General features: G+C 62.6%; 9 protein-coding genes and 4 pseudogenes. 10 read left to right on the forward strand and 3 right to left on the reverse strand.

The genetic code is table 11. The annotated features are described in order from the left end of the window. The first annotated feature begins 72 nt into the window (after window positions 1-72). Window positions 73-1,068, forward strand: a complete 996-nt coding sequence (locus M0D43_RS20150; protein WP_101363787.1) for a LacI family DNA-binding transcriptional regulator — start codon at window positions 73-75, stop codon at window positions 1,066-1,068. A gap of 400 nt (window positions 1,069-1,468) precedes the next feature. On the opposite strand, the gene M0D43_RS20155 is transcribed toward M0D43_RS20150, so the two are convergent. From M0D43_RS20155 to M0D43_RS20165, 3 genes and pseudogenes are all read right to left on the reverse strand, one after another. Continuing rightward, complete coding sequence (locus M0D43_RS20155; RefSeq protein ID WP_260807538.1) at window positions 1,469-4,639, reverse strand: multidrug efflux RND transporter permease subunit; 3,171 nt, start codon at window positions 4,637-4,639, stop codon at window positions 1,469-1,471. Between the two features lie 12 nt (window positions 4,640-4,651). After that, a pseudogene (locus tag M0D43_RS20160) lies at window positions 4,652-5,958 on the reverse strand (efflux RND transporter periplasmic adaptor subunit). 14 nt (window positions 5,959-5,972) lie between these two features. Further along, entirely contained in the window at window positions 5,973-6,632 is a 660-nt protein-coding gene (locus M0D43_RS20165) for a TetR/AcrR family transcriptional regulator (RefSeq protein WP_252162758.1), read from the reverse strand. 278 nt (window positions 6,633-6,910) lie between these two features. Here M0D43_RS20165 and M0D43_RS20170 point away from each other — a divergent pair, with 278 nt between their 5' ends. The 9 genes and pseudogenes from M0D43_RS20170 (at window position 6,911) to M0D43_RS20210 (ending at window position 22,882) form a co-directional block, all read left to right on the forward strand. Next, window positions 6,911-11,920 carry an NAD-glutamate dehydrogenase gene (locus M0D43_RS20170; RefSeq protein WP_252162759.1) on the forward strand — a complete coding sequence of 1,670 codons (5,010 nt, stop codon included), beginning with the start codon at window positions 6,911-6,913 and terminating at the stop codon, window positions 11,918-11,920. 502 nt (window positions 11,921-12,422) lie between these two features. Then, window positions 12,423-12,722 (forward strand): hypothetical protein, encoded by a 300-nt coding sequence (locus tag M0D43_RS20175; RefSeq protein ID WP_252162760.1) that lies wholly within the window; start codon window positions 12,423-12,425, stop codon window positions 12,720-12,722. A gap of 232 nt (window positions 12,723-12,954) precedes the next feature. Beyond that, window positions 12,955-13,356 carry a hypothetical protein gene (locus M0D43_RS20180; protein ID WP_252162761.1) on the forward strand — a complete coding sequence of 134 codons (402 nt, stop codon included), beginning with the start codon at window positions 12,955-12,957 and terminating at the stop codon, window positions 13,354-13,356. A gap of 252 nt (window positions 13,357-13,608) precedes the next feature. Then, on the forward strand, window positions 13,609-14,238 hold the full coding sequence (locus M0D43_RS20185; RefSeq protein ID WP_252165137.1) for an imm11 family protein: 630 nt from the start codon (window positions 13,609-13,611) through the stop codon (window positions 14,236-14,238). 319 nt (window positions 14,239-14,557) lie between these two features. Continuing rightward, window positions 14,558-16,213 (forward strand): annotated as a pseudogene (locus M0D43_RS20190) (hypothetical protein); the annotation flags it as partial. A gap of 989 nt (window positions 16,214-17,202) precedes the next feature. Then, entirely contained in the window at window positions 17,203-17,766 is a 564-nt protein-coding gene (locus M0D43_RS20195; RefSeq protein WP_260807539.1) for a hypothetical protein, read from the forward strand. A 196-nt stretch (window positions 17,767-17,962) separates the two neighbouring features. Then, window positions 17,963-18,301 (forward strand): annotated as a pseudogene (locus M0D43_RS20200) (phospholipase effector Tle1 domain-containing protein); the annotation flags it as partial. Window positions 18,302-19,144: 843 nt separating this feature from the next. Further along, window positions 19,145-22,218: pseudogene (locus tag M0D43_RS20205) on the forward strand (hypothetical protein); the annotation flags it as partial. After that, window positions 22,136-22,882, forward strand: coding sequence for a hypothetical protein (locus M0D43_RS20210; RefSeq protein WP_260808300.1), 747 nt, complete (start codon window positions 22,136-22,138; stop codon window positions 22,880-22,882). The pseudogene M0D43_RS20205 and the gene M0D43_RS20210, both read left to right, overlap by 83 nt. Window positions 22,883-22,966: the final 84 nt, after the last annotated feature.

A 22,966-nucleotide genomic window follows, 5' to 3' on the forward strand; every position in this document is an offset into this window, starting at 1 on the left:
TGCTTTCGGGTTAGCATCAAAGTCGACACGGCGCCTGGGTCAAGGTGCGCAAATGGAGCGGGAACGGTCCCAGTGAGTATCAGCATCAATGACGTGGCCCGCGTGGCCGGAGTGTCCAAATCCACGGTCTCGCGTGCACTAGGCACCGGCCCGGTCAGCGACGAGGTGCGTGCCAAGGTCGAAGCCGCGGTGCGCCAGACCGGCTATCGGCCCAACCTGATGGCGCGACGATTGCGATCCCAGCAGTCCGGCATCCTGGGGGTGATCGTGGCCGACATCCGCAATCCGTACTTCACGGCGCTGATTCGTGCAGTGGAAGAGGTCGCTTACCGTGCCGGTATGCGCGTCACCCTGTGCAATACCGATGAAGATCCCGAGCGTGAGGCGCTCTACCTCGAGCTGATGCAGGAAGAACGCATCACCGGGCTGATCTTTGCGCCGACCCGCGTGACCGTGGGGCGCATGCATGAGCTGGCCCTGGATTACCCCACCGTGCTGGTGGATCGCGCCGGCCCCGGCAGCCGCTATGACAGTGTGGTGCTCGACAACGGCGCCGCCATGGCTGAGCTGGTTGCGCACTTGCAAGCACAGGGGTATCGGCGCATCGGTGGACTGTTCGGCAGCACCAGCACCACGGCCGCCGAGCGCCGCGACGGTTACCTGGCCGCGATGCGCGCGCAGGGCCTGGAGCCGGATTACCACGAAGTGGCGCCCACTGCCGAGGCGGCGATTGCCGAATTGGGTGGATGGCTCGCCAACGACAACCGGCCCGAAGCCATCGTCACCAGTAACAGCCTGCTGCTGATGGGTGCATTGAAAGCCGCGCGCACCGCCGGCCTGCGCCTGCCGCAGGACCTGGCCCTGGCGGGCTTCGATAACGAGCGCTGGACCGACCTGGTCGAGCCGGGCATCACCGTGGTCGAACAACCGGTCGAGGACATGGGCCGTGCCGCAATGTCGCTGCTGCTGGAACGGCTAAGCAATCCGCAATTGCCGATCCGCCGCTTGGTCATGACCGGGCGCTGCGTGGTGCGTGGGTCCACTGGCGCGCGCATACCGGGCATCTGACTGCTCCGGGGGAGCGTCGGCTCCTTGGCACGTCACGCCTGTTCGTTCGTGTGATGCGGTCGAAGGCGTCAGGTGAACAGCTGTTACTTAGTCGAGCGCGTGGCGTCCTCGCCACTTGCCGGACACGCCGTGAATCCATCCGTGGCGGCTCGATGGCGGTATCCATGCCGCCGAGCAGCTTGCATGGACCTACTTGCCGCGTGTCCCGCGATGACGAGCAGGCAAGGGCCCTGCAGCCATGTCGCAGATCAGCCGCTTCAGGACGATTCACCGCAGTCCATTCGAGATTCGAGTCGTAACCACTCGCCCTTGCGTGACGCCGCATCGTGGAGTGGTTCTTAGCGGAGCATAAAAAAGCCCCGGCAATGCCGGGGCTTTGGGTTCGCAGCCAATGCCTGACTTAGCGATCCGGGCGGTGGGTTCCACCTTCGTTCTGCACGGCCAGATATTCCTTGGACTGCTCGTCCAGCTTGTCGCCCAGCATGCGGCGCACCACCACGAAGAACAGCGGGATGAAGATCACGCCGAGCAAGGTGGCGAACACCATGCCGCCGATCACGCCGGTACCGATGGAGTGACGCGAGTTGGCGCCGGCACCGGTGGAGATGGCCAGCGGCAACACGCCCAGGATGAACGCGAACGAGGTCATCAGAATCGGGCGGAAACGCAGATGCGCCGCTTCCAGGGTGGCTTCGCGCAGCGTCTTGCCTGCCGCACGCTGCTCCACTGCGAATTCCACGATCAGGATTGCGTTCTTCGCCGCCAGGCCAATCACCGTGATCATGCCGATCTTGAAGTACAGATCGTTCGGCAACCCGCGCAGCATCGAGAAGGTGATCGCACCCAGCACGCCGATCGGCACCACCATCAGCACCGCCACCGGAATCGACCAGCTTTCATACAGCGCGGCCAGGCACAGGAAGACCACCACCACCGACAACGCCAGCAATAGCGTTGCGGCATTACCGGCGATGATTTCCTGGTACGACATGCCGCTCCAGTCGAAGCCGAAGCCCGGTGGCAGATCGTTTTTGACGATATCTTCCATCGCGCTCATCGCCTGGCCGGAACTGCCGCCCGGGGCCGGGTTGCCAACGATGTTCACGGCGGAGTAGCCGTTGTAGCGGTTCAACGCCGGCGACGCGTAGGTCCACTCGGCCTTGACCACGTTGCTCAGCGGAATCATTGCCGGCTGGCCGTCTGCACCGGTGGCCGTGGTGCTGGGAGTGAAGAAGTTGCGCAGCGACTCCGGGCCGGCGCGGAACTGGTCGTCAGCGCGCATGTTGACGCGCTTGATGCGCCCCTCGGCGAAGTAGTCGTTGACGTACACCGGCGCCAGCATCAGCTGGATCGAGCTATAAATGTCGCTGACATTCAGGCCCATCGATTGCGCCTGCACGCGATCCACGTGCAGCTGCAGTTGCGGCGAGTTTTCCAGACCGTTCGGGCGCACGCCCACCAGGGCGTCCTGCTTTTCCGCCGCCTTGCCAAGCACGATGTTGCGTGCCTGGATCAACGCTTCCTGGCCGGCACCGGAGCGGTCCTGCAGCCACATGTCGAAGCCGCCGAACTGGCCCAGACCCTGCACGGTGGGCAGGTTGACCACGAAGATCTGCGCGCCCTTGATGCCGTAGAAGGCGCCATTGAGTTGCTGGATCAACTGCTCTGCAGTGACATCACGTTCTTCCCACGGCTTGAGCCGGATGAAGCCCATACCGACGTTTTCGCCCGAGCCGAGGAAGCTGAAGCCTGCGATCTGCAGCATGCCTTCCACGGCCGGCTGCTTCTCCAGTACCGCACGCATTTGCGCGAACGCTTCGTTGGTGCGGATCTTGGTCGCGCCCGGCGGCAGCTGCACGATGGCCACCGCAAAGCCCTGGTCTTCTTCCGGCAGGAAGCTGCCCGGCATCCGCGTAAACAGGAAGCCGCACAGCACCACCAACGCCACGAATGCGATCATCCACGGTGGCGAGCGCTTGAGGGTGTGACCGACCACGCCGACATAGCGATGCGCCAGTTTGTCGTAGTACTTGTCGAAGGTGCGGTAGATCCAGTTCTTCTTGGTGGAGTGGGCCGACTTGAGGAACGCGCCGCACAATGCCGGGGTGAAGCTCAACGCCAGGAATGCGGAGAACCCCATCGACATCGCGATGGTCAACGCGAACTGCTTGTAGATCGCACCCGATGCGCCGGGCTGCAGCGAGGACGGGATGAACACCGCTGCCAGCACCACGGTGATGGCCACCACCGCGCCGGTGATCTGGGTCATCGCCTTCTGGGTGGCCGCCTTTGGCTCCAGATGCTCTTCACTCATGATGCGTTCGACGTTCTCGATCACCACGATCGCGTCGTCCACCACGATGCCGATCGCCAGCACCATCGCAAACAGCGTCAGCTGGTTGATCGTGAAGCCGATCATGTACATGCCGAAGAAGGTGCCCAGCAGCGCGACCGGAATCACCAGCGTGGGAATCACGGTGGCGCGGAAGTTCTGCAGGAACAGCAGCATCACCAGGAACACCAGCACGATGGCTTCCACCAGGGTGTGGATCACTTCCTCGATGGAGATGCGCACGAAGGTGGTCGATTCGTACGGCGCAAACCAGGTCACGCCCTGCGGGAAGGTCGGTTGCAGTTCGTCGAGCTTGGCGCCGACCGCCTCGGACACGTTCAATGCATTGGCGCCCGGCAACAGCTGGATACCGAAGGCACCGGTGGGCTTGCCGTTGTACTGGGTGTCGAAGCCGTAGTTGCTCGGCCCCACGGTGACGCGTGCAACGTCCTTCAAACGCACGGTGGCGCCGTTGTTATCGGTACGCAGGATGATGTTTTCGAACTGCTCGGGCGAGCTGAAGCGGCCTTCCGCCGACACCGTGGCGGTGAAGCTGATGCCTTCCGGGGTCGGGTCGGCACCGACCGAACCGGCCGCGAACTGCACGTTCTGGTTACGCACCGCGGTCAGCACCTGGGTGGCCGACAGGTTGTAGCCCTGCAGCTTCTCCGGGTTCAACCAGATGTTCATCGCGTACTCGGCGCCGAACTGGTTGGTGCTGCCCACGCCGGGCACGCGCGAGATCTGCTCGAGCACGCGCGAACCGACGATGTCGTTGAGCGCGTCGCGGTTGATCGACGGGTTGTCCGAACGCAGCGCGGCCACCATCAGGAAGCCGGCGTTGGCCTTGGCCACCACCACACCCTGCTGGGTCACTTCCGACGGCAAACGCGGCGTGGCCAGCGACACCTTGTTCTGCACCTGCACCTGCGCGATATCCGCGTCGGTGCCGGTTTCGAAGGTCAGCGTGATGGTCACGCGGCCGTTGGCGGCCGAGGACGAGTTGAAGTACAGCAGGTGATCGATACCGGTGAGCTGCTGCTCGATGACCTGGGTCACCGCTTTTTCGGCGGTGTCGGCGCTGGCGCCGGGGAAGTTGGCGGTAACGGTGACCTGCGGCGGGGCGATCGTGGGGTACGACTCGATACCCAGATTCAGGATCGAGATCACGCCCGCAAGCGAGATCAGGATCGCCACCACCCAGGCAAAGATCGGGTGTTCGATGAAAAACTTAGGCATGTCCGGGTTCCGTCACTGCTGCTTGGACTGGGAGTCGGCCGGCTGCGCCGCAGCGTCCGGCTTGACTGTTCCTGCGCGGCCGGTGCCGCTGCATCGGCCTTGTCGGCCGCCGGTGCGGCCTGCGCGTCGCCACCCTGGGCGGCGGCCGGAGCCGCGCCCGGTGCGCCCGGCTGGCCGCCTTGTGCCGGCTTGTTCGGATCCCACGGCACGCCCTTGGCCGGCTGCCCTTCCTTGGCCTTCTGCACACCATCGACGATGACCTGGTCGCCCGGGGTCATGCCGCCGGTGATGATCCACTGGCCTTTCTGCTGGCCGTCGACAGTGAGGTTCTTGCGCACCACCTTGCCGTCCTTGCCCAGCACCAGCGCATAGGCGCCGGTGGCATCACGCTGCACCGCCTGCTGCGGCAGCAGGTAGGCGTTGTTGCGCTGGCCCAGGCTGGCCTTGAAGGTCACGAACGCACCCGGCAGCAGCGATTGTTCGGGGTTGGGCAGGGTTGCGCGCAGCGATACCGCACCGGTGCTCGGGTCCACCGTCACCGCCGACACGTCCAGCGTGCCGGGGTGTTGGTACTGCGTGCCGTCGCCCAGTTCCACGTTGATGGTGGACTTGCCGTCGCCGCTGAGCTGGACGTTGCCGCTGCTCTGCGCCTGACGCAGGGCGGCCAGTTCCTCGCTGCTCATGGCGAAGTTCACGTACAGCGGGTCGATCTGGTCCACGGTGGTGAGCAGGGTGGCTTCACCCGCACCGACCAGTGCGCCTTCGGTCACGCGCTGGATACCGGCGCGGCCGGTGATCGGCGAGGTGACGCTGGCGAAGCCGAGCTGGATGCGCGCCGCTTCGACCGCACCGCGCGCCTGCTGCACGCTGGCGCCGGAAGAGCGCTCGTTGGCTTCGGCGGTGTCGATGTCGGCGCGCGAGACGTACTGCTGCGGCGCCAGGCTGCGCGCACGCGTCGCGGCGATCTTGGCATTGGTATAGGTTGCCTCGGCGGCGGCCAGCTGACCCTGTGCCTGCAGCAACGTGGCCTTCAGCTGGGATGGATCGATCTGGAACAGCGGCTGGCCTTCCTTGACGTTGGCACCTTCGGTGTACAGGCGCTTGAGCACGACGCCGTCCACGCGTGCGCGCACATCGGCCGAGCGGTACGCCGACAGGCGGCCGACCAGATCACGTTCCAGTGGCAGCGTCTGCGGCTTCATCTCCAGCACCGACACTTCCGGCGGCGGCGGTGCCTGCTGTTGTTCGGGCTTGCTGCAGGCAGCGAGCGCCACGGTAATGGCACAGGCCAGGCCGAAGGAGCGGAGTGGGGCAATCATCAGGAGGAACTCCGTTAGGGTCTTGAAGTGAAAAGAGAAGGCGGTGCCAGCGTTGGCGCGGCATGTGCCGGAGCAAACGCACGCAAGAAGGTGTCCACGGCGAACTGCGCCCACTGCTGCCTGGCGGGGAGGCCGGCGCGATGGGGAACCTGAAACCGTTGGCGGTCGAAATCCAGCCCGACGATCATGCTCAGTAACAATTCGGCCATGAAGTGCGGATCGTCATGCCGCAGCTGGCCCGCGTCGATCGCCTGCTCGAAGCGATGCGCCAGACGCTGCTGCATGCCGACCACGCCGTCGTGGAAGATCTGCTGCGACTGGTCGGGGAACCGGTGCGACTCGGCTTCGACCAGACGGCAGGTCTGTAGCACATCGGGGTTGTTCAAACGGTCAAGATGGGCCAGTGCAAAGGCCAGCAGATCGGCGTGGAGATCGCCCGAGACCGTGCCCAGCGGACCGGCCGCCAGATGCACGTGGTCTTGAAGCACATCGCGCAGCAGATTCTCCTTGCACCCGTAATAGCTGTACAGGGTCTGCTTGGAGCAGCCGGCCCGCTCGGCCACCGCGTCCATGCTCAGCCGCATGCCGCGCTCGGCCAGCAGCGCATGCACAGCCGCATGGATGCGGCGGTCGCAGTCCGAACGCCGGGCAGCACGGTGGGGACGAGGGGTCATGGCGGTAGACTATACCGTCCAGTTTAGTTTTTAAACAGGCTTGACGGGCGCGGTTTCGTCTGCACAACGCCTGATGTGCCAAGCACTCGACCGGACTTTGCCGGGTGTGGCGATCCAACTTCAGCATGGCACCGTCCGGTTCCACATATTACATAGATGTAGTGATTTTGCGCGCTGCAACGGGCCACGGCGGGCCGCATTTTTGCGCTATGCAGCAAGGCGTCGTCATCGCGCACCGGTACAATTCAGGTTTTCCACCGAGCATTCCAGCTCTACTCATGACAGCCAAGAAAGCCGCTTCGAAATCGTCCACGACGTCGGTCAAACCGGTCGCCGAACGTGCCGTCCCCGTGCTTGCCACCGAACCGCAGGCGGTCAGCCTCGAGCCGGTGTTTGCCGCGTTGCGCAAGCGCTACCCGGCCGCGCGCCAGGCCGAAGTCCAGGCGTTCGCCGCTGACTTCTACCGGCGCATGGAGGAAGACGAATTCCCGAACCATCCGCCGGAGCAATGGGCGGCGCTGGCATCGGACATGCTGGAATTTGCACGTGCGCGCAAGGCCGGCACGGTCAATGTGCGGGTGTTCAACCCCACCTTGAAGAGCCACGGCTACGAGTCGCCGCATACCTTGCTGCAAATCGTCAACGACGACATGCCGTTCCTGGTGGATTCGGTGAGCATGACGCTGGCGGACCTGGGCATTGGCGTGCATGTGCTTGGCCACCCGGTGCTGCGCATTGCGCGTGACAAGGCCGGCAAGCTCACCGCAGTGGGCGAGGGCAAGAGCGAGTCGCTGATGGTGCTGGAGATCGACCGCCAGCCGTCGGAAGAAATGCCCAAGCTGGAAGCGGCGGTGCGCAAGGTACTGGCCGAGGTGCGCGCCATCGTGCAGGACTGGGCGGCGATGCGCGAGCGCATGGTCGTGCTGGCCGACGATCTGGCGACGCGTCGTCTGCCGATCGACGACATCAACCGACATGAAGCGCAGGAATTCCTGCGTTGGGCTGCGGCCGACCACTTCACCTTCTTCGGCTACCGCGAGTACCGCGTCGAGAAGCAGGGCGGCCAGGACGTGCTGGCGCCGTTGGAAGAGACCGGTCTGGGCCTGCTGCGCGGGCGCGACACCTCGCCGGCGCGTCCGGTGACCACGCTGGCCGCGCACGGCCTGAATGCCTCGTCCAAGCGCAAGGACGCCCTGATCCTGACCAAGACCAATGCCCGTTCGCGCGTGCACCGCGTTGGTTACATGGATTACATCGGCATCCTGGAATTCGATGCCAAGGGTCGCATCGTCGGCGAGCAGCGCTTCCTGGGTCTGTTCACCTCCAGCGCCTATAACCGCCGCCCGTGGGAAATTCCGCTGGTGCGTCAGCGCCACGAATACGTGATGAGCAAGTCGGGGCTGACCCCGAGCAGCCATAGCGGCAAGGCCTTGCGCCACATCCTGGAAACGCTGCCGCGCGAGGAGCTGTTCCAGTCCAACGAGGAAGAGCTGTACCGCACCGCGATGGGTATCCTCGGGCTGCAGGAGCGCGTGCGCAGCCGCCTGTTCCTGCGTCGCGACAAGTACGGGCGCTTCATCTCGGCGCTGGTCTATATCCCGCGCGAACGTTTCAACACCGACGTGCGCTTGCGCATCGAAGCCTTGTTGAAGGACGCGCTGCACGGCGAATACATCGATTCCAGCGTGGTGCTGGGCGAATCGCCACTGGCCCAGCTGCATCTGATCGTGCGGCCCAAGAGCGGTGAGGCACTGGAATTCGACACCACCGAACTCGAATCGCGGCTGGCGCACTTGCTGCGCAACTGGCGCGATGCGCTGCGTGAGGCGCTGGTGGCACGGCACGGCGAAGCCAATGGGCTGCGTATGGCAGCCAACTTCGGTCGCGCGCTGCCGGCCGGCTATATCGAAGACTCGTCGATCGAATCGGCAGTGTCGGACGTCGAACACCTGGCATCGCTGGATGGCCCGAACGATCTGCATCTGAGCCTGCAGGAAATCCGTCGCGACGATGGCGTGCGCCTGGATGCGGGCGAAGGCCTGCGCCTGAAGCTGTATCGCCAGCTCGACGACATTCCGCTGTCCGATGCGATGCCGATGATGGAAAACATGGGCCTGCGCGTGATCTCCGAGCGGCCGTATCGGCTGCAGGTGGGCGAGACGCCGGTCTATATCCAGGATTTCGAGGTCGAATCCACGGCCGGCAAGATCAATGCCGCGCATGCTGATGCCAGTTTCGGCGAAGCCTTCGAGCGCATCTGGAACGGCGATGCCGAAAACGACGGCTTCAATCGCCTGATTCTGGCGGCCGGCCTGCATTGGCGTCAGGTCGCGCTGCTGCGCGGCTACTGCAAGTACTTGCTGCAGACGGCAGTGCCGTTCTCGCAGGCCTATGTCGAAGCCACGTTCACCCGTTACCCGTTGCTGGCGCGTTTGCTGGTGGAGTTGTTCGAAGCGCGCTTCGATGCGTCCACCGGCAGCGAAACCAAGGCACAAATCTTTGCTGGCCAGGAGCGCCTGCGCGAAGAACTGTCTGCACTGGCAGGCGACGACGACGCTACGCTCAAGGCACTGGAATCCGTGCTGGAAGCGCGCGGCGGCGACCGCGATGCACAGCAGGAGGCCACCCGCGCCACCTTGCTGAAGTTGATGGACCGCGTCTCCAGCCTGGACGAAGACCGCATCCTGCGCAGCTTCATGGATGTGATCGATGCGACCTTGCGTACCAACTACTACCAGACCGACAAGAACGGCAAGCCCCCACACTGCATCAGCTTCAAGCTGGATTCCTCGCGCGTGCCGGACCTGCCCAAGCCGCGTCCGTATCGCGAAATCTTTGTCTACGGCCCGCGCGTGGAAGGCGTGCATCTGCGCTTCGGCGCGGTGGCCCGCGGTGGCCTGCGCTGGTCGGACCGTCGCGAGGATTTCCGCACCGAGGTGCTAGGCCTGGTCAAGGCGCAGATGGTCAAAAACACCGTCATCGTGCCGGTTGGCGCCAAGGGTGGGTTTTACGTCAAGCGCTCGCCGGTGGGGGGCGACCGTGATGCGATCCAGGCAGAAGGCATCGCCTGCTACAAGCTGTTCATCCAGGGCCTGCTCGACATCACCGACAACATCGTCGGCGGCAAGATCGTGCCGCCGCCGCAGGTGGTGCGTCATGACCAGGACGACCCGTACCTGGTGGTCGCGGCCGACAAGGGCACTGCGACGTTCTCCGATATCGCCAACGGGCTGGCGCTGGACCACGGCTTCTGGCTGGGTGATGCGTTCGCCTCCGGTGGCTCGGTCGGTTACGACCACAAGGGCATGGGCATCACTGCGCGTGGCGCGTGGGAATCGGTCAAGCGTCACTTCCGCGCCATGGGCCGCGATTGCCAAAGCCAGGACTTCAGCGTGGTCGGCATCGGCGACATGTCCGGCGACGTGTTCGGCAACGGCATGCTGCTCTCAAAGCATATTCGCCTGCTGGCCGCGTTCGATCACCGCCACATCTTCCTGGATCCGAACCCGGATGCAGCGGTGTCCTTCGCCGAGCGCGATCGCTTGTTCAAGCTGTCGCGTTCCAGCTGGGCCGACTACGACGCCAAGCTGATCAGCGCCGGCGGCGGCATTTATCCACGTACGCTCAAATCCATCGACATCAGTGCACCGGTGCGAGAGGCGCTTGGGCTGGAGTCCAACCTCAAGCAGCTCTCGCCGAACGAGCTGATGAACGCCATCCTCAAGGCGCCGGTGGATTTGTTCTGGAACGGCGGCATCGGCACCTACGTCAAGGCGGCCAGCGAGTCGCATGCGGATGTGGGCGACCGCGCCAACAACGGCCTGCGCGTCAATGGTGGCGAGCTGCGCTGCAAGGTGGTGGGCGAGGGCGGCAACCTGGGCCTGACCCAGCTCGGCCGTATCGAAGCGGCGCAGACCGGCGTGCTGCTCAACACCGATTTCATCGACAACTCGGCCGGCGTGGACACCTCCGATCACGAGGTGAACATCAAGATCCTGCTCAACGACATGGTGCAGGCCAAGAAGCTCACCTACGACGCGCGCAACAAGCTGTTGGCGTCGATGACCGACGAAGTGGCCGACCTGGTGCTGTGGGACAACTATCGCCAGAACCAGGCGATCAGCTTGATGGAGCGCATGAGCGTCAAGCGCCTGGGTTCCAAGCAGCACTTCATCCGCACGCTGGAACTGCAGGGCCTGCTCGACCGTCAGATCGAGTTCCTGCCCTCCGATGCCGAGCTGTCGGCACGCAAGGCGCGTGGGCAGGGGCTGACCCGACCGGAGCTGTCGGTGCTGTTGTCGTATTCCAAGCTGGTGGCGTTCCAGCAGTTGCTGGAATCGGACATTCCCGAAGACCCGTATCTGTCCAAGGAATTGCAGCGCTACTTCCCGCAGCCGTTGCAGAAGAAGTACGCCGATGCGATGGAGCGCCATCGCCTCAAGCGCGAGATCATCGCTACCGCGGTCACCAACACCACCATCAATCGTATGGGCGCCACCTTCCTGATGCGCATGCAGGAAGACACCGGCCGCAGCATCGGCGAGGTGGCCAAGGCCTACACCATCAGCCGCGAAACACTGGATGCGCGCGCGCTGTGGACGCAGATCGATGCGCTGGACGGCAAGGTGCCCGAGTCGGTGCAGATCGATGCGCTGGAAGTGATCTGGCGCCTGCAACGCTCGTTCGTGCGTTGGTTGTTGTTGCGTCCGGGCCAGATGCCGGGCATCACCGCAGCGGTGGAGCGTTACCACGGCCCGTTCAACGACATCCGCGTGGCATCGGGCGTGTTGTCGGATGCGCAGCGCCCGCAGTACGAAGCCAGCGTGCAGGAATGGCAGGACAAGGGCCTGACGCCGGCACTCGCACAGCAGTTGTCCGAGCTGCGTTATCTGGAGCCGGCCTTCGACATCATCGAAACCGCGCGCACCCGCAAGCTCAAGCCGGTGGACGTGTCCAAGGTGCATTTCCGCCTGGGCGAAGCGCTGCGGCTGCCGTGGTTGTTCGAGCAGATCGACGCGCTGGAGGTCAACGGCCGCTGGCATGCGGTGGCACGTGGCGTGCTGCGCGACGAACTGGCCGCGCATCAACGCGCCTTGGTCGGCCAAGTGTTGACGATGTCAGGCAGCACTGCCGAAGACAAGGTGGCCACCTGGCTGGCACGCGACGACTCCAGCCTGCGCTTCACCCTGGCCATGCTGGCCGATGTGGCCGAGCAGAAGACGCTCGACTACCCGACCGTGTCGGTCGCGGTGCAGCGGTTGGGGCAGTTGGCTGCGCACGGGGTGTGAGCGCAGGCTGTACGGTGATGGCGTAGCGCAAGCTGCGCCATCACTCCGACTGCAGAAGCCATGTCGCCACTGTATGTGCAAGACGCCGCCGCCTTAGGGCGGCTTTTTTTTACATTTGTCGCACTTGACACTCTGGGCTGCTGCAATAAAGATCTCCCGGCTGCGATCACTCTCGCAGCCGGGTGTGGAAGCCCGAAATCCAAGGCGCACAAGCGCCCACGCTGTCTATGCAGGCGCTTTCTTTGCGCTTGCTAATTGATGGCGGGGCGTGCTCGTCAGCTTTATGGCGGGCGGTGCGTGGGGGCCGTAAGGCCCGCCGGCCCTTGGACCGGTCTTCCAACCGCGCACCGTCCGCCACCTCGTTTGGAAGCGAGATGACGGACTCCATCATCCAGGGAGATCCACCATGTCACGCAACAACTCTGCACGTCCGGGTAGTACTTCATCAGATTCACGTGCCACAAGCTCCGTTGCACCCAATCGCACCACGGAGCATGAAGACGTGTTCTTCCGTCGACTGTCCGAATCGCGTGGTGCGGAAGCTACCAACGGCATCCATTGGTCCGATCTGCCGATGCAATTGGGCCTGGCGCTCAAGTGCGCACATGTCGATCACTGCTTGCTAGGACTGCAGGGCGTATTGGAAATGCTGCATGCCGGAGAGGCAGCCCGCGAGGCTGGCCAATCTGGCCTTGGCGGCGAGCTGACCGATCGCTTGCTCTATGCGTCGCGTGCGCTGGCTGCGTCGGGAACGGAAACGTTATATGCGTTGCAAGCGCGTCTTGCGGCTACGCCAAAGTGAAGTGAGCAGCCGTCCAGCAATGGTGTGTAGCCTGCGGCGTGGGTGTCGAATACTGATGGATGCCGAAGGATATTGGCCAAAAACTGCATAGCTCGCATTAGTTTTACTGCAAATTTCACCGCTATGGCCAATGTGGAAGGGCCTGATGGTGATAGTATCGCTGGCATTAGCGGCTCTGTCGTAGCTTGGCGAATCTGTCAGCGCTGCGTCACGGATGTCGACTTGTAAGTGGATGACGGACAGCTCGGGAGACAGGACCGTGTCACCAGCACAAGACCACGCCTTGTTTTCCCTGCAGCTCATCATCGACTGTGTGATACGCGATCGAAGCCGATTGCTGGTTTATCTTGAAGGGCAGGGTGTGTTCGCGATCGATGCTCCGGACAATGGGCTTTACCTGCCCAATGATCAGGCCTTCGCGAAAGAGCTGGGCTGCGCGTGCTACTGCAGTGATCCTCATCCGTCCTACGTGGAAGGCATGCTTGGGGAACTGCGAAGGATCGAAGTGTCGGCCGATGGGCAGGCGGCCATGCAAGGCGACCCGGTGGCTTGCCAACGTGTGGCTGAAGCCGTGACACACCTGCAGGCGACGATCAAGGTGGCTTTGATCAACGGCGATCTGATACTTGCGTGATGTGTCGGTATGGGTGCCCGGTCGAACGGACATACGGCGCAGGCAGTTGCAGGGAGTGAGGAGCGCGCAGAACGCACCCGGCCCGAGCCACGGCGTGCCTGGAATCAGCCCGCAGTGCTGCAGGAAAGCAGGGGCAAGAAGACATCAGGCGTCGCGGTGCGACGATTGCGCGCGCTGGAGGCGGCAGCCCCGTCCGCTGATGCAAGCGCGCAGTTTGCTACTCTTGATCGAAACAGCGTCTTGGAGCAGAAGGTGTCTACCGAGAATAAACCCAAGAAAGGCGAGTTCTATCTCCTTAGGTCCGACATGCGTGGCGGCGGTCGCGGGCATGGCGTGGAGTTCGAGAACGAAGATGCTGTGCCGTTTTCCATTGCTTACAGCCGACCTGGGGAGGACGCGGGCCTTGCTGCATTGAAGGAAACCCCACGCCTGCGCTACGACAGTCGTATCGGCGATATGCCCAATGACATGCACGATGGATTCAAGGACTACTGGCTGGTCTCAGAGCCGCTGAAGCTGGTCCTTGAAACTGCGGACCCGGAGGGATTTGCTTTTGCGCTATGCGATTTCCGATTGGAAGACGGTACGCCTGGGGCACCGCACTATCTTTGCGAGGTGGTGCGGATTATTGATGCCATCGACGAGGAGGCATCTACCGTCAAGGTGTTGACTGGGTATCCAAATGGGAAATATTACAGAGTTGCTGGTGGCGCCAACTTTGCATTCAGGAAAGAAGTGGTTGGGTCAGCGCACATTTTCAGGACACCTTATACATCAGATGCTTTTTGCGATCGGTTCTTGCGCGACACCTTGATTGCGCAGGGATTTGGCAAATCGCCCAGGACGCGCGGCGTCTGGTTGATAGACGCTTTCGGTTGCTGAGCGATGAATCTTTGACCGCTTGATGGAGTGAAAGCAGATGCCGGCCAGTAACGTCATCCTTGAGAGTCATCATGTAATTGAAAATATTGTCTTTCGCGATCATAACTTGCTAAAAAGTTGGCCGATCATGGCTTGATCGACAAGGATGTATCGATCAATCGCCTGTATCTTCCGGTAGAGGGGAAGCTAGCCGACGAAATAAAAACCCCCCCACCGAGGACGTACGCGCAGCTCCTACACAAAAGCAATCGTTGGTTATCTTAATGAAATCCGTGACTCGCCAGAAGGCCGCGTAGCAATGTCCAACGACGCTGCTGCATTGAAGCGCGTCGCCGCCCAAGTCCACGACCTGCAAGACACACTCAAAGTCGCCCTGATCAATCGCGATATGTTCGCAACTACACCGGAGCACTTGACCAAGACCCAAACGAACGCGCAGAACCACAGCACTATTTCCGAATACGAGCAATACCGCGCCGCCCACGCCGACCAGTTGAAGACGCTGCGCGCCATGAGCAATGTCGAAGCCGAATGGGCCGCGATCACCCACTCCGAGCAACGGATCGCAAAGGTGATCGATGACGCACGCACAACGGGCAAAAATCTGGTCGCTGTCCCGAATGAACGCGATGCCGTCATCCGCGAGATTGCCGGCCGCGAGGAATTTCGCATGGCTATCGCGCACGCAGAGGATGCCGGGCGAATAACGCTGTCCGAGTCCAATGCGGCAGTGGTCCAGCAGGTCTTGGATGACACACCGACAACCCTCGGCGGTGCTGCGCGCAGCATTCGCCAAGGCGCAGCCGCTACACCGCATGCGCCGTACACACCAGTCTCGCAACGCGGCTTCGCCACCGCAGAGCTACTGGCCGGCGATCTATCTGCAGGCCAGGCACTGCGCACCGCCGGGCTGCTCGCCACCGCCGACACGGTGATGACCGGCCAGCGCGCCACGCAGTTCCTCGGCCAGGACAACCCGCTCGCTGCGCAGTCGGAGCTGGCACATTTCGCCGGCCGCAATGTCGGCGGCTGGGCCGGCGGCACCGCCGCTGCCTACGCGCTGGGTAGCTCGGGCGCCGGGCCGATGGTGCTGATCGCGGCCGATGCGTATTTCTTGAGTGCCGCTGGCGAGAAGGCCGCCGCGTTGCTCGACAACCGCGCCATCTACAACCAGACCGATCGCGCCGGCACGCAGTGGTCGTTCAACGGCACCGCCTGGGCGCGTGAGGGCAAGGCCGACACCACCAACGACGGGGTAGACAACCCCACCTCCACGCCCATCGTCGCCAGCTACGAGAAGGCACGCGAACTCAATTACCAGGCCACCAACGCCGCTGCAGCGCTCGCCCTCAAGGATGCGCCCGCTCCACAGGATCCGTATCGCCAGCCGGCCAATGTCACTGACCGCCCCAGCCTGAGCAGCGCCGACTGGCGACGCGATGCAGCGGACGGCCAGTGGCATCGGCTGGTCAAGGCCGAGATCTCTGGCGCCAATGATCGCGGCAGCTACGTGCAGGAAGCCGCTTCGCCGGAACGCGCTGCCGAACTGGACGCACAAGCGCAGGACGTCATCGCCCGCAACATCGCCAACAGTCCCGGCGCGATCGCCGCGCGTTACGAACTGGCGTACCACCGCAACGGCTGGGCGGCCGATGGCCTGCCGATATCGCCGGCGGTGCAGCAGGCGCTGCCCGACCCGGATGCGTTGACCGCTTCCGACGGCCAGCGCTATTACCGCGACATGGAGGGCCGGTGGACCACCAACGGCGCGCCACCCGATGGCAACCGCATGCTGGAACTGGAGACCACGCGCGCCATGCTGCAACCGGCGCTGGCCGAGCAGGCGCAGGCCATTGCCGCCATCTAGCAATCGCCGCAGGACGTACAAGGCGAGCAGACGCTCTACCGCTATCGCATCGTCGGCACCGAGTTGCAGCCGCAATGGCGTGAAGCGATCGAACTGGCGACGCAACGGCGCGTTGGCTGGATGAGGGACGAGCCGGCTTTGCTATATTCGGTCGAAAGCGCTGTAGTTGGTACTCACTCTCTTCGCGCTTGCGCCCTTCGACACGGAGTCCGCCGACATGTTCAACATCCCTAATCTGCATCTGGCAAGAAAAAAGCCGGGTGAGCCATGGCCGTTGCGGTTTGATAGCTATTCGTTTGGAGCGCGCTGCGGGGACACCTTGCGATGCAATATTAAATTTCTTAGCGTGTATGTCTATGCAAGGCATGTTGCGTTGAGCGCCCAATATTATCTCTGTTCAATAAAATGAGAAGCGACATGTTGGATCTTCTAAGGAGGTGGATGGGAGTTGGGCTGCTGATCTCAATTGCTATTGGGGTTTCGATGGACTTTGGCTTGGATTTACCTTGGTGGTCGCCCTTTGCTCCTATAATTGCTGCACTAGTGCTCTTATTAGTAATAATTATTTCAGTGATCGTAAAGTCTGGTAAAGGAAAGAACACTTGGCAGTGAGGAGGCTTTATAATTAAAGGAGTGCGGGCTTTAGTGGACTTCAAGGTCCAAGGCTCCCGGAAATATGTGTCGCTGCTATATTGCGTCGGCACTACATATGGTGTGACAGGATGTAAAGTCAATACAAGAATTTGAATTTTATTGAGATCGCAGCTGACAGTGATGAGTGTATATAAAAATTAATTATACTTTTTATTTAAAAATTTGTTCGCAGAGAGGTGCTTGTGTGAGTATGTCGGAGTTCCGTTATGCTGTAGTTGAGCATTGCTTGTAAGCAAGGTCGCCAAACTGCTAAACCAAGCCACATACAGGTAGAAGCGACGCTATACGCAATCACCGTAGCTACTTAGGCGCGATAACGTCCCACAAGATGTTCGCTTCCAACGTCAAGCGTGCAGAAGAGAAGAGCAGATGATTGATGCGCCAGAGTCCCGTTGCGTTACATTGACCTCACTTCCGCGACCTTCGACATGGAGTCCCCCGACATGTTCAACATCCCTAATCTGCATCTAGCAAGAAAAAAGCAGGGCGAGCCGTGGCCGTTGCGGTTTGATGGTTATTCGTTCGATGCTCGCTGCTATCACACCTTGCGGTGCAGCATCATCTTTGATCGGCAGCAGCATTCGGCCAGCGATTTGGATAAGCCTTCTGGTGAGCCGCATAAGCCGAATTGGAAGGACGACTGGACAGGCAGCTTCGGCAGTACAGAAGAATTCGAGGAGCGAGGATTTCCATCGACGGTGGATATCTACTGGACCGCATTGGACGGAGTAAAGCGCCATACCGAAATCGATCTTGAAGCGATCTTTCCCGGCAATGTCATCTTGCACAATGTGGCCAGGGAAGATGTCGATGAATTCTTTTTGGTTTACGGCTATTCCGCGCGCGGACGTCACTATGCGGATATTCTTTTAGAAGTCAGCGATCATACGATCAATGTCTATATGCGGGCAAGAGTATTGACCAAGCACTTGCTAAATCCAGAGCATGATGCGCTTAAAAAAGTAAGTCGTGACGAATTGATCCTGGCCTGGACCAAGACCTACTGAGAGAGCGCTGGTCATGAACAAGAAGCTCGTTTTGCAGCTAGGCGAAGATGGGCTGCCGCTGGATGATGTGTCGCACTATGCCGCGACGCCGGAGCATCTGCGCACGTACGAACAAGCAGCCGACGAACTCTATCGATTCAATGTGCCGCAGTTGCTGGATCGCGCTGACCCGCACTCGTATCTAATCGTCGGGTTGATGGACGGCACTGGCAACGACGCCGACCAAGATCCATTACACACTACCAATGTCGCGAAGTTCAGAGCCCAACTAGACGATCTGAAAAAGGCGGGCGTAGAGCGGATCGATTTCGAGTACATCAAAGGCCCTGGCACCCAAGATAATCCGCTAGAAAAAGCGATCGATGGCGCAACTGGCCGCACCAGCCTGTTTCGTGCCGAAGAAATGTATGAGCAGTTAAATAAGCAATCTCAACGTATTTTCCAGACTGACCCGCAAGCAAAAATCGCCTTGCATCTGGAAGGCTTCAGCCGTGGCGCCAGCCAGGTTCCCTTGCTGGCGCGGATGATCGATGCGCGCGGTATTCCCGATCCAGATGGTGGCATCAGCGGTATCAGCGAAGACGGTCTACCGCTCTACAACCGTTACCACCAATCGCCTGGTCTGACCCCGATTAGCGTGGGTCTGTATGACCCGGTGCCCACTGGCTACATGGAGTTGTTCGACCGTCGCCTGCCGCCATCGGTGGTGTCAGGCTTTCAGGTCAGCGCTGCGCATGAGCGGCGCGGGCTGTTTCCGGTCGATCAGATCGTTCCGCACGGCGTCTCCGAGGATGGTCGTTTTTTGCATGTCACCGTGGCCGGCGCGCACTCAGACATCGGCGGCAGCTATTTGCGCGGCGGGCTGGGCGTGCGCAGCCTTAACCTGATGACCGATTACCACAATGGCTTGCTCAGTGAGCCATTGCTGACGCGCATGCACGAGCCTACCGATGTGCGTATGAACATGATTCATCGCTCCGAAGAAGGCAATGCTCTGTTCCGCAGCGCGCCAAAGATGGACCGTGCCACGCTCGCGGGGCAGGTGCACGAACTCGCCGCCGACTATGCGCGCCATGCGCAGCCGGGCGACGTGGTGCACCAGCCGGCGCAGATGCCCGAGCCGCTGCACGGCGCATTTGCACCGATGGCAGAGACTGCTCGGCCGGTGCAGCGCACCGCGCAGGTAGCCGATGCCGCAGTAACCGAGGGTGATGCGTTGACGGCACGCCTGTTGCGCACGCCAGGTGTAGAAGTAACGCCCTATGCACCGCCGCTGCTCGAACGTCCCGGCGCAAAAACTGTCGGTGCGCTGGGTGCCGTGGGCGTAGCCGCCACGCTGTATGACGCGGCACAATCAGGCGAGAAGATCGCCACGTTGCTCTCGCAAGACAATCCGCTAGCAGCGCAGTCGGAGCTGGCGCACTTCGCCGGCCGCAACGTCGGCGGCTGGGCCGGCGGCACCGCCGCTGCCTACGCGCTGGGGAGCTCGGGCGCCGGGCCGATGGTGCTGATCGCGGCCGATGCGTATTTCTTGAGTACCGCTGGCGAGAAGGCCGCCGCGTTGCTCGACAACCGCGCCATCTACACCCAGACCGATCGCGAGGGCACGCAGTGGTCGTTCGATGGCCGCGCCTGGGCGCGTGAGGGCAAGGCCGACACTACCAACGACGGGGTGGACAACCCCACCGCGACGCCGATCGTCGCAAGCTATCAAAAAGCGCGCGAACTCAATTACCAGGCCACCAACGCCGCTGCAGCGCTAGCCCTCAAAGATGCGCCCGCTCCACAAGATCCGTATCGCCAGCCGGCCAATGCCACTGACCGCCCCAGCCTGAGCAGCGCCGACTGGCGACGCGATGCAGCGGACGGCCAGTGGCATCGGCTAGTCAAGGCCGAGATCGCTGGCGCCAATGATCGCGGCAGCTACGTGCAGGAAGCCGCCTCGCCGGAACGCGCTGCCGAACTGGACGCGCAAGCGCAGGACACCATCGCCCGCAACATCGCCAACAGTCCCGGCGCGATCGCCGCGCGCTACGAACTGGCGCACCACCGCAACGGCTGGGCGGCCGATGGCCTGCCGATGTCGCCGGCGGTGCAGCAGGCGCTGCCCGACCCGGATGCGTTGACCGCTTCAGACGGCCAGCGCTACTACCGCAACATCGAAGGCCAGTGGACAAGCAACGGCGCACCACCCGATGGCAACCGGGTGCTGGAACTTGAGACCACGCGCGCGATGCTGCAACCGGCACTGGCCGAGCAGGCGCAGGCGATTGCCGCCATCCGCCAATCGCCGCAAGACATACAGGGCGAGCAGACGCTCTACCGCTACCGCATCGTCGGCACCGAGTTGCAGCCGCCATGGCGTGAAGCGATCGAACTGGCGACGCAACGCACGCGCCAGGCAGAGGGACTTGCGGGCGATGGCGCGATGCAGTTGCAGCGCGGCCCTGGTGGAAGCTTCGGCGCCGATAGCCCGATTGCACATCTGCAACGCGGCCCCGATGGCGTAGAGCGTATTGCAGCAGTCACCAGCACCGAGCACATCCGCCAGGCACTGCAGGAGGTACAGGCGCGGCAGAACCCGGCCCTGCCGATACAGCAGCTGGCCTCTGCGCCTCGCTCATCGGACGGATCCGCAGATGCGGACACGTCGTCTTCCGCCCCCTCCAACCAGCATGCCCTCGACGTGCAGGCGCGGGGCCAGGCGGCCAGCGCCGCGCAGGAGCGTCAGGAACGACAGCAGGAGGACCGGCAAGCGCAAGACCAACAGCTGGCGCAGGCACGCGCGCACACGCTGCAGGAGCAGGCCTCGCACGAAGACCGGGCGCAGGACGCTCAGGCGCTGCAGGCGCATGCATTGCAGGAGCTTCGCCGGCAAGAGGCGCAACAACTAGAGCAGCAAGAACGCCAGACACAGGCTGCCCAGCAACGCGAACAAGCCCAGCAGCAGGCGCACGAGACCGAGCAGCGCGAACAAGCGCAGCAACAGGCCCAGGAGACGCAGCAGCGCGAGCGGGAAACACGCCAGGCACAGGACGCCCAGCAGAGCCAGCAGGAACGCCTGCAGGCGCAGACGGTGCAACATGCCGAGCAACAGCCGCTGCACGCCCAAGCGGCTCCACAACGCGAGCAGGAGCCGGCACAGGAAGCGGTCTCGCGCGAGCCGTCGTCGCTCCAGGCGCAAGACACACCGCCGCGCCAGTCCGAGCAGCGGTCTACCCCGGATGACATCGCCCAACGGCCTCAGGAGCAGCTGGCAGAGCCTGCGCAAGCACAGGCATCCGACGTAGCGCAGCAGCGGGCGCAAAGCCAGCAAGCGCAAGAAGAGCGCACGCAGGAAGTCCAGCAGCAGGCAGCACAGAGCGCAGCCATCGCGCAGACAGCACCGGCAGATCAGCAGCAGGTTGCGGACCTGCACAGCGGCCAACGGCCGATGACGGCGCAAGCCTCGGATGCGCAGCAAGGTGCACCTGCGCAGCAGCCCGAGCAGCCGGCGGACGCGCGCCTGGCCCAGGCGACGACCTCGCCTTACGCGCCATCGCTCGCCACGCCGGTCGCCGCAGAACAGCGCGACGATCAACAGGCGCGCACGCCACAGACTCAAGCACTGGAAGCGCCAGATCCCCCTGCAGCGTTGCCAGTGTCCGCGCACCTCGCGCAAGCGACAGGGCCATCGCTGGACATGCCGACCGCTGGCCGCTCCGCCGATGCACCCGAGGACGCGGCCGGTGCACGCGAGCCGCTTTCCGCGTCCCTGGCAGATGAGCACGACCGTCCTGCCGCTGTGCCCGTCGATCCGAACTCCTGGGAGGAAATAGAGCGCTCCATGCGTGAGCTGCGCATCCAACTCGAACAGGAACTCGAAACAGAAAACCGCGTCGCAGAAGCGCGGCAGGCGCGCGTGGACCGTGGTGAGCGGCCGTTTACCGAGTTGGAATTGCGTGATGGGTACGATCCGGATGGCCCCTCTGGACTGAGACCACCCCGCGCTCCGTCGGCAGACACCGCGCCACAGTCTCTTGCCGCTGGCGAGCAGGAAGATCGGCCGCAGCCCCAGCGTAAAAGCATCACCGGCGATCCGGATGTGGACGAGTTGCTGTACGCCATCGACTGCAAGAACGAACTGGCGATCGAACAGGCCTTGAAACGGGTCGCCAACAGCCCCTACAGCCAGGCCCTTGCCAAACAAGGGCATGAATTTCTGGATGCCCAGGCGATGCAGGAAGCCCAGGAGCAGGGAGTACGCGTCAGGCACTGAACATGGACGTCTCGACAGAGGTGCAGACCAGCCGTGGCCCGGTAATGGTGATGACACTGCCGCAGTTCGCCAACGGCCCGGCAATGCAAGGACCGCAGGGCGATGGAGGCGATGGAGGCGGTGGAGGAGGTGGAGGAGGTGGAGGAGGTGGAGGAGGTGGAGGCGGCGGTGGTGGCGGCGGTGGTGGTGGATAGCCGGAACACGTGCAGCAAGTTGAATCATCAAGAGAACACTATGGACATGCAGAACACCTCCGCGCTGTCCGATGTCAACGGGTCGGAACGCACCCTAAAAGAATCGATCCAGGCCCTGGCGGCGGTAATCGGGACGCTGCAGCTGCGCGAGCACGCATTGGACGATCTGGTACGGGAGCAGCTGCAGCTTCTGCAGAGCGCCGTCAACAGTGCCGATCAGCGCGTCAATCGCGTCGTGGAAAGCGCACTTCCCCGGCTGACGCAATTGAGCAATCAGGCGCTGACGCAGACGCTGGAACCGGCGGCCGAGCGATTCAACAAGAAGATGGCGACTGCGGAGCAGACGGTCCAGCAGGCGACCCAGCGTTACGCACACGCACAGCACTCCCTGGAAACAACGACAACGCGGCGCATGTGGATCGCATCGATTGCCCTACTGGTGGCGGGTGTCATCAGTGTGGTCGTCGCCGGCTATGCGCTCTACAGCACAAAAGCGGCTGTCGCTGAAGCCGCCCAACTCAGGGCGGAAATCACCTTTTTGGATCGTGTTGCTCGTGCCAACCTGGTGCCGTGCGGCGAAGACAGATTATGTGCGGAAGTCGAGAAGAAAGGAGCCCGCTACGGCGATCGCGGGCAGTATCGAGTGGTCGCTGCGCGTCGATGACGCTGCGAGAATGCACGATCAAGGAAATGAAGCGATCGACATGTCGTGCGAGATTAGATCCAGCCTTGATACCTGACCATTTTC

Source organism: Xanthomonas prunicola (assembly GCF_025266575.1).
GTDB lineage: Bacteria > Pseudomonadota > Gammaproteobacteria > Xanthomonadales > Xanthomonadaceae > Xanthomonas > Xanthomonas prunicola.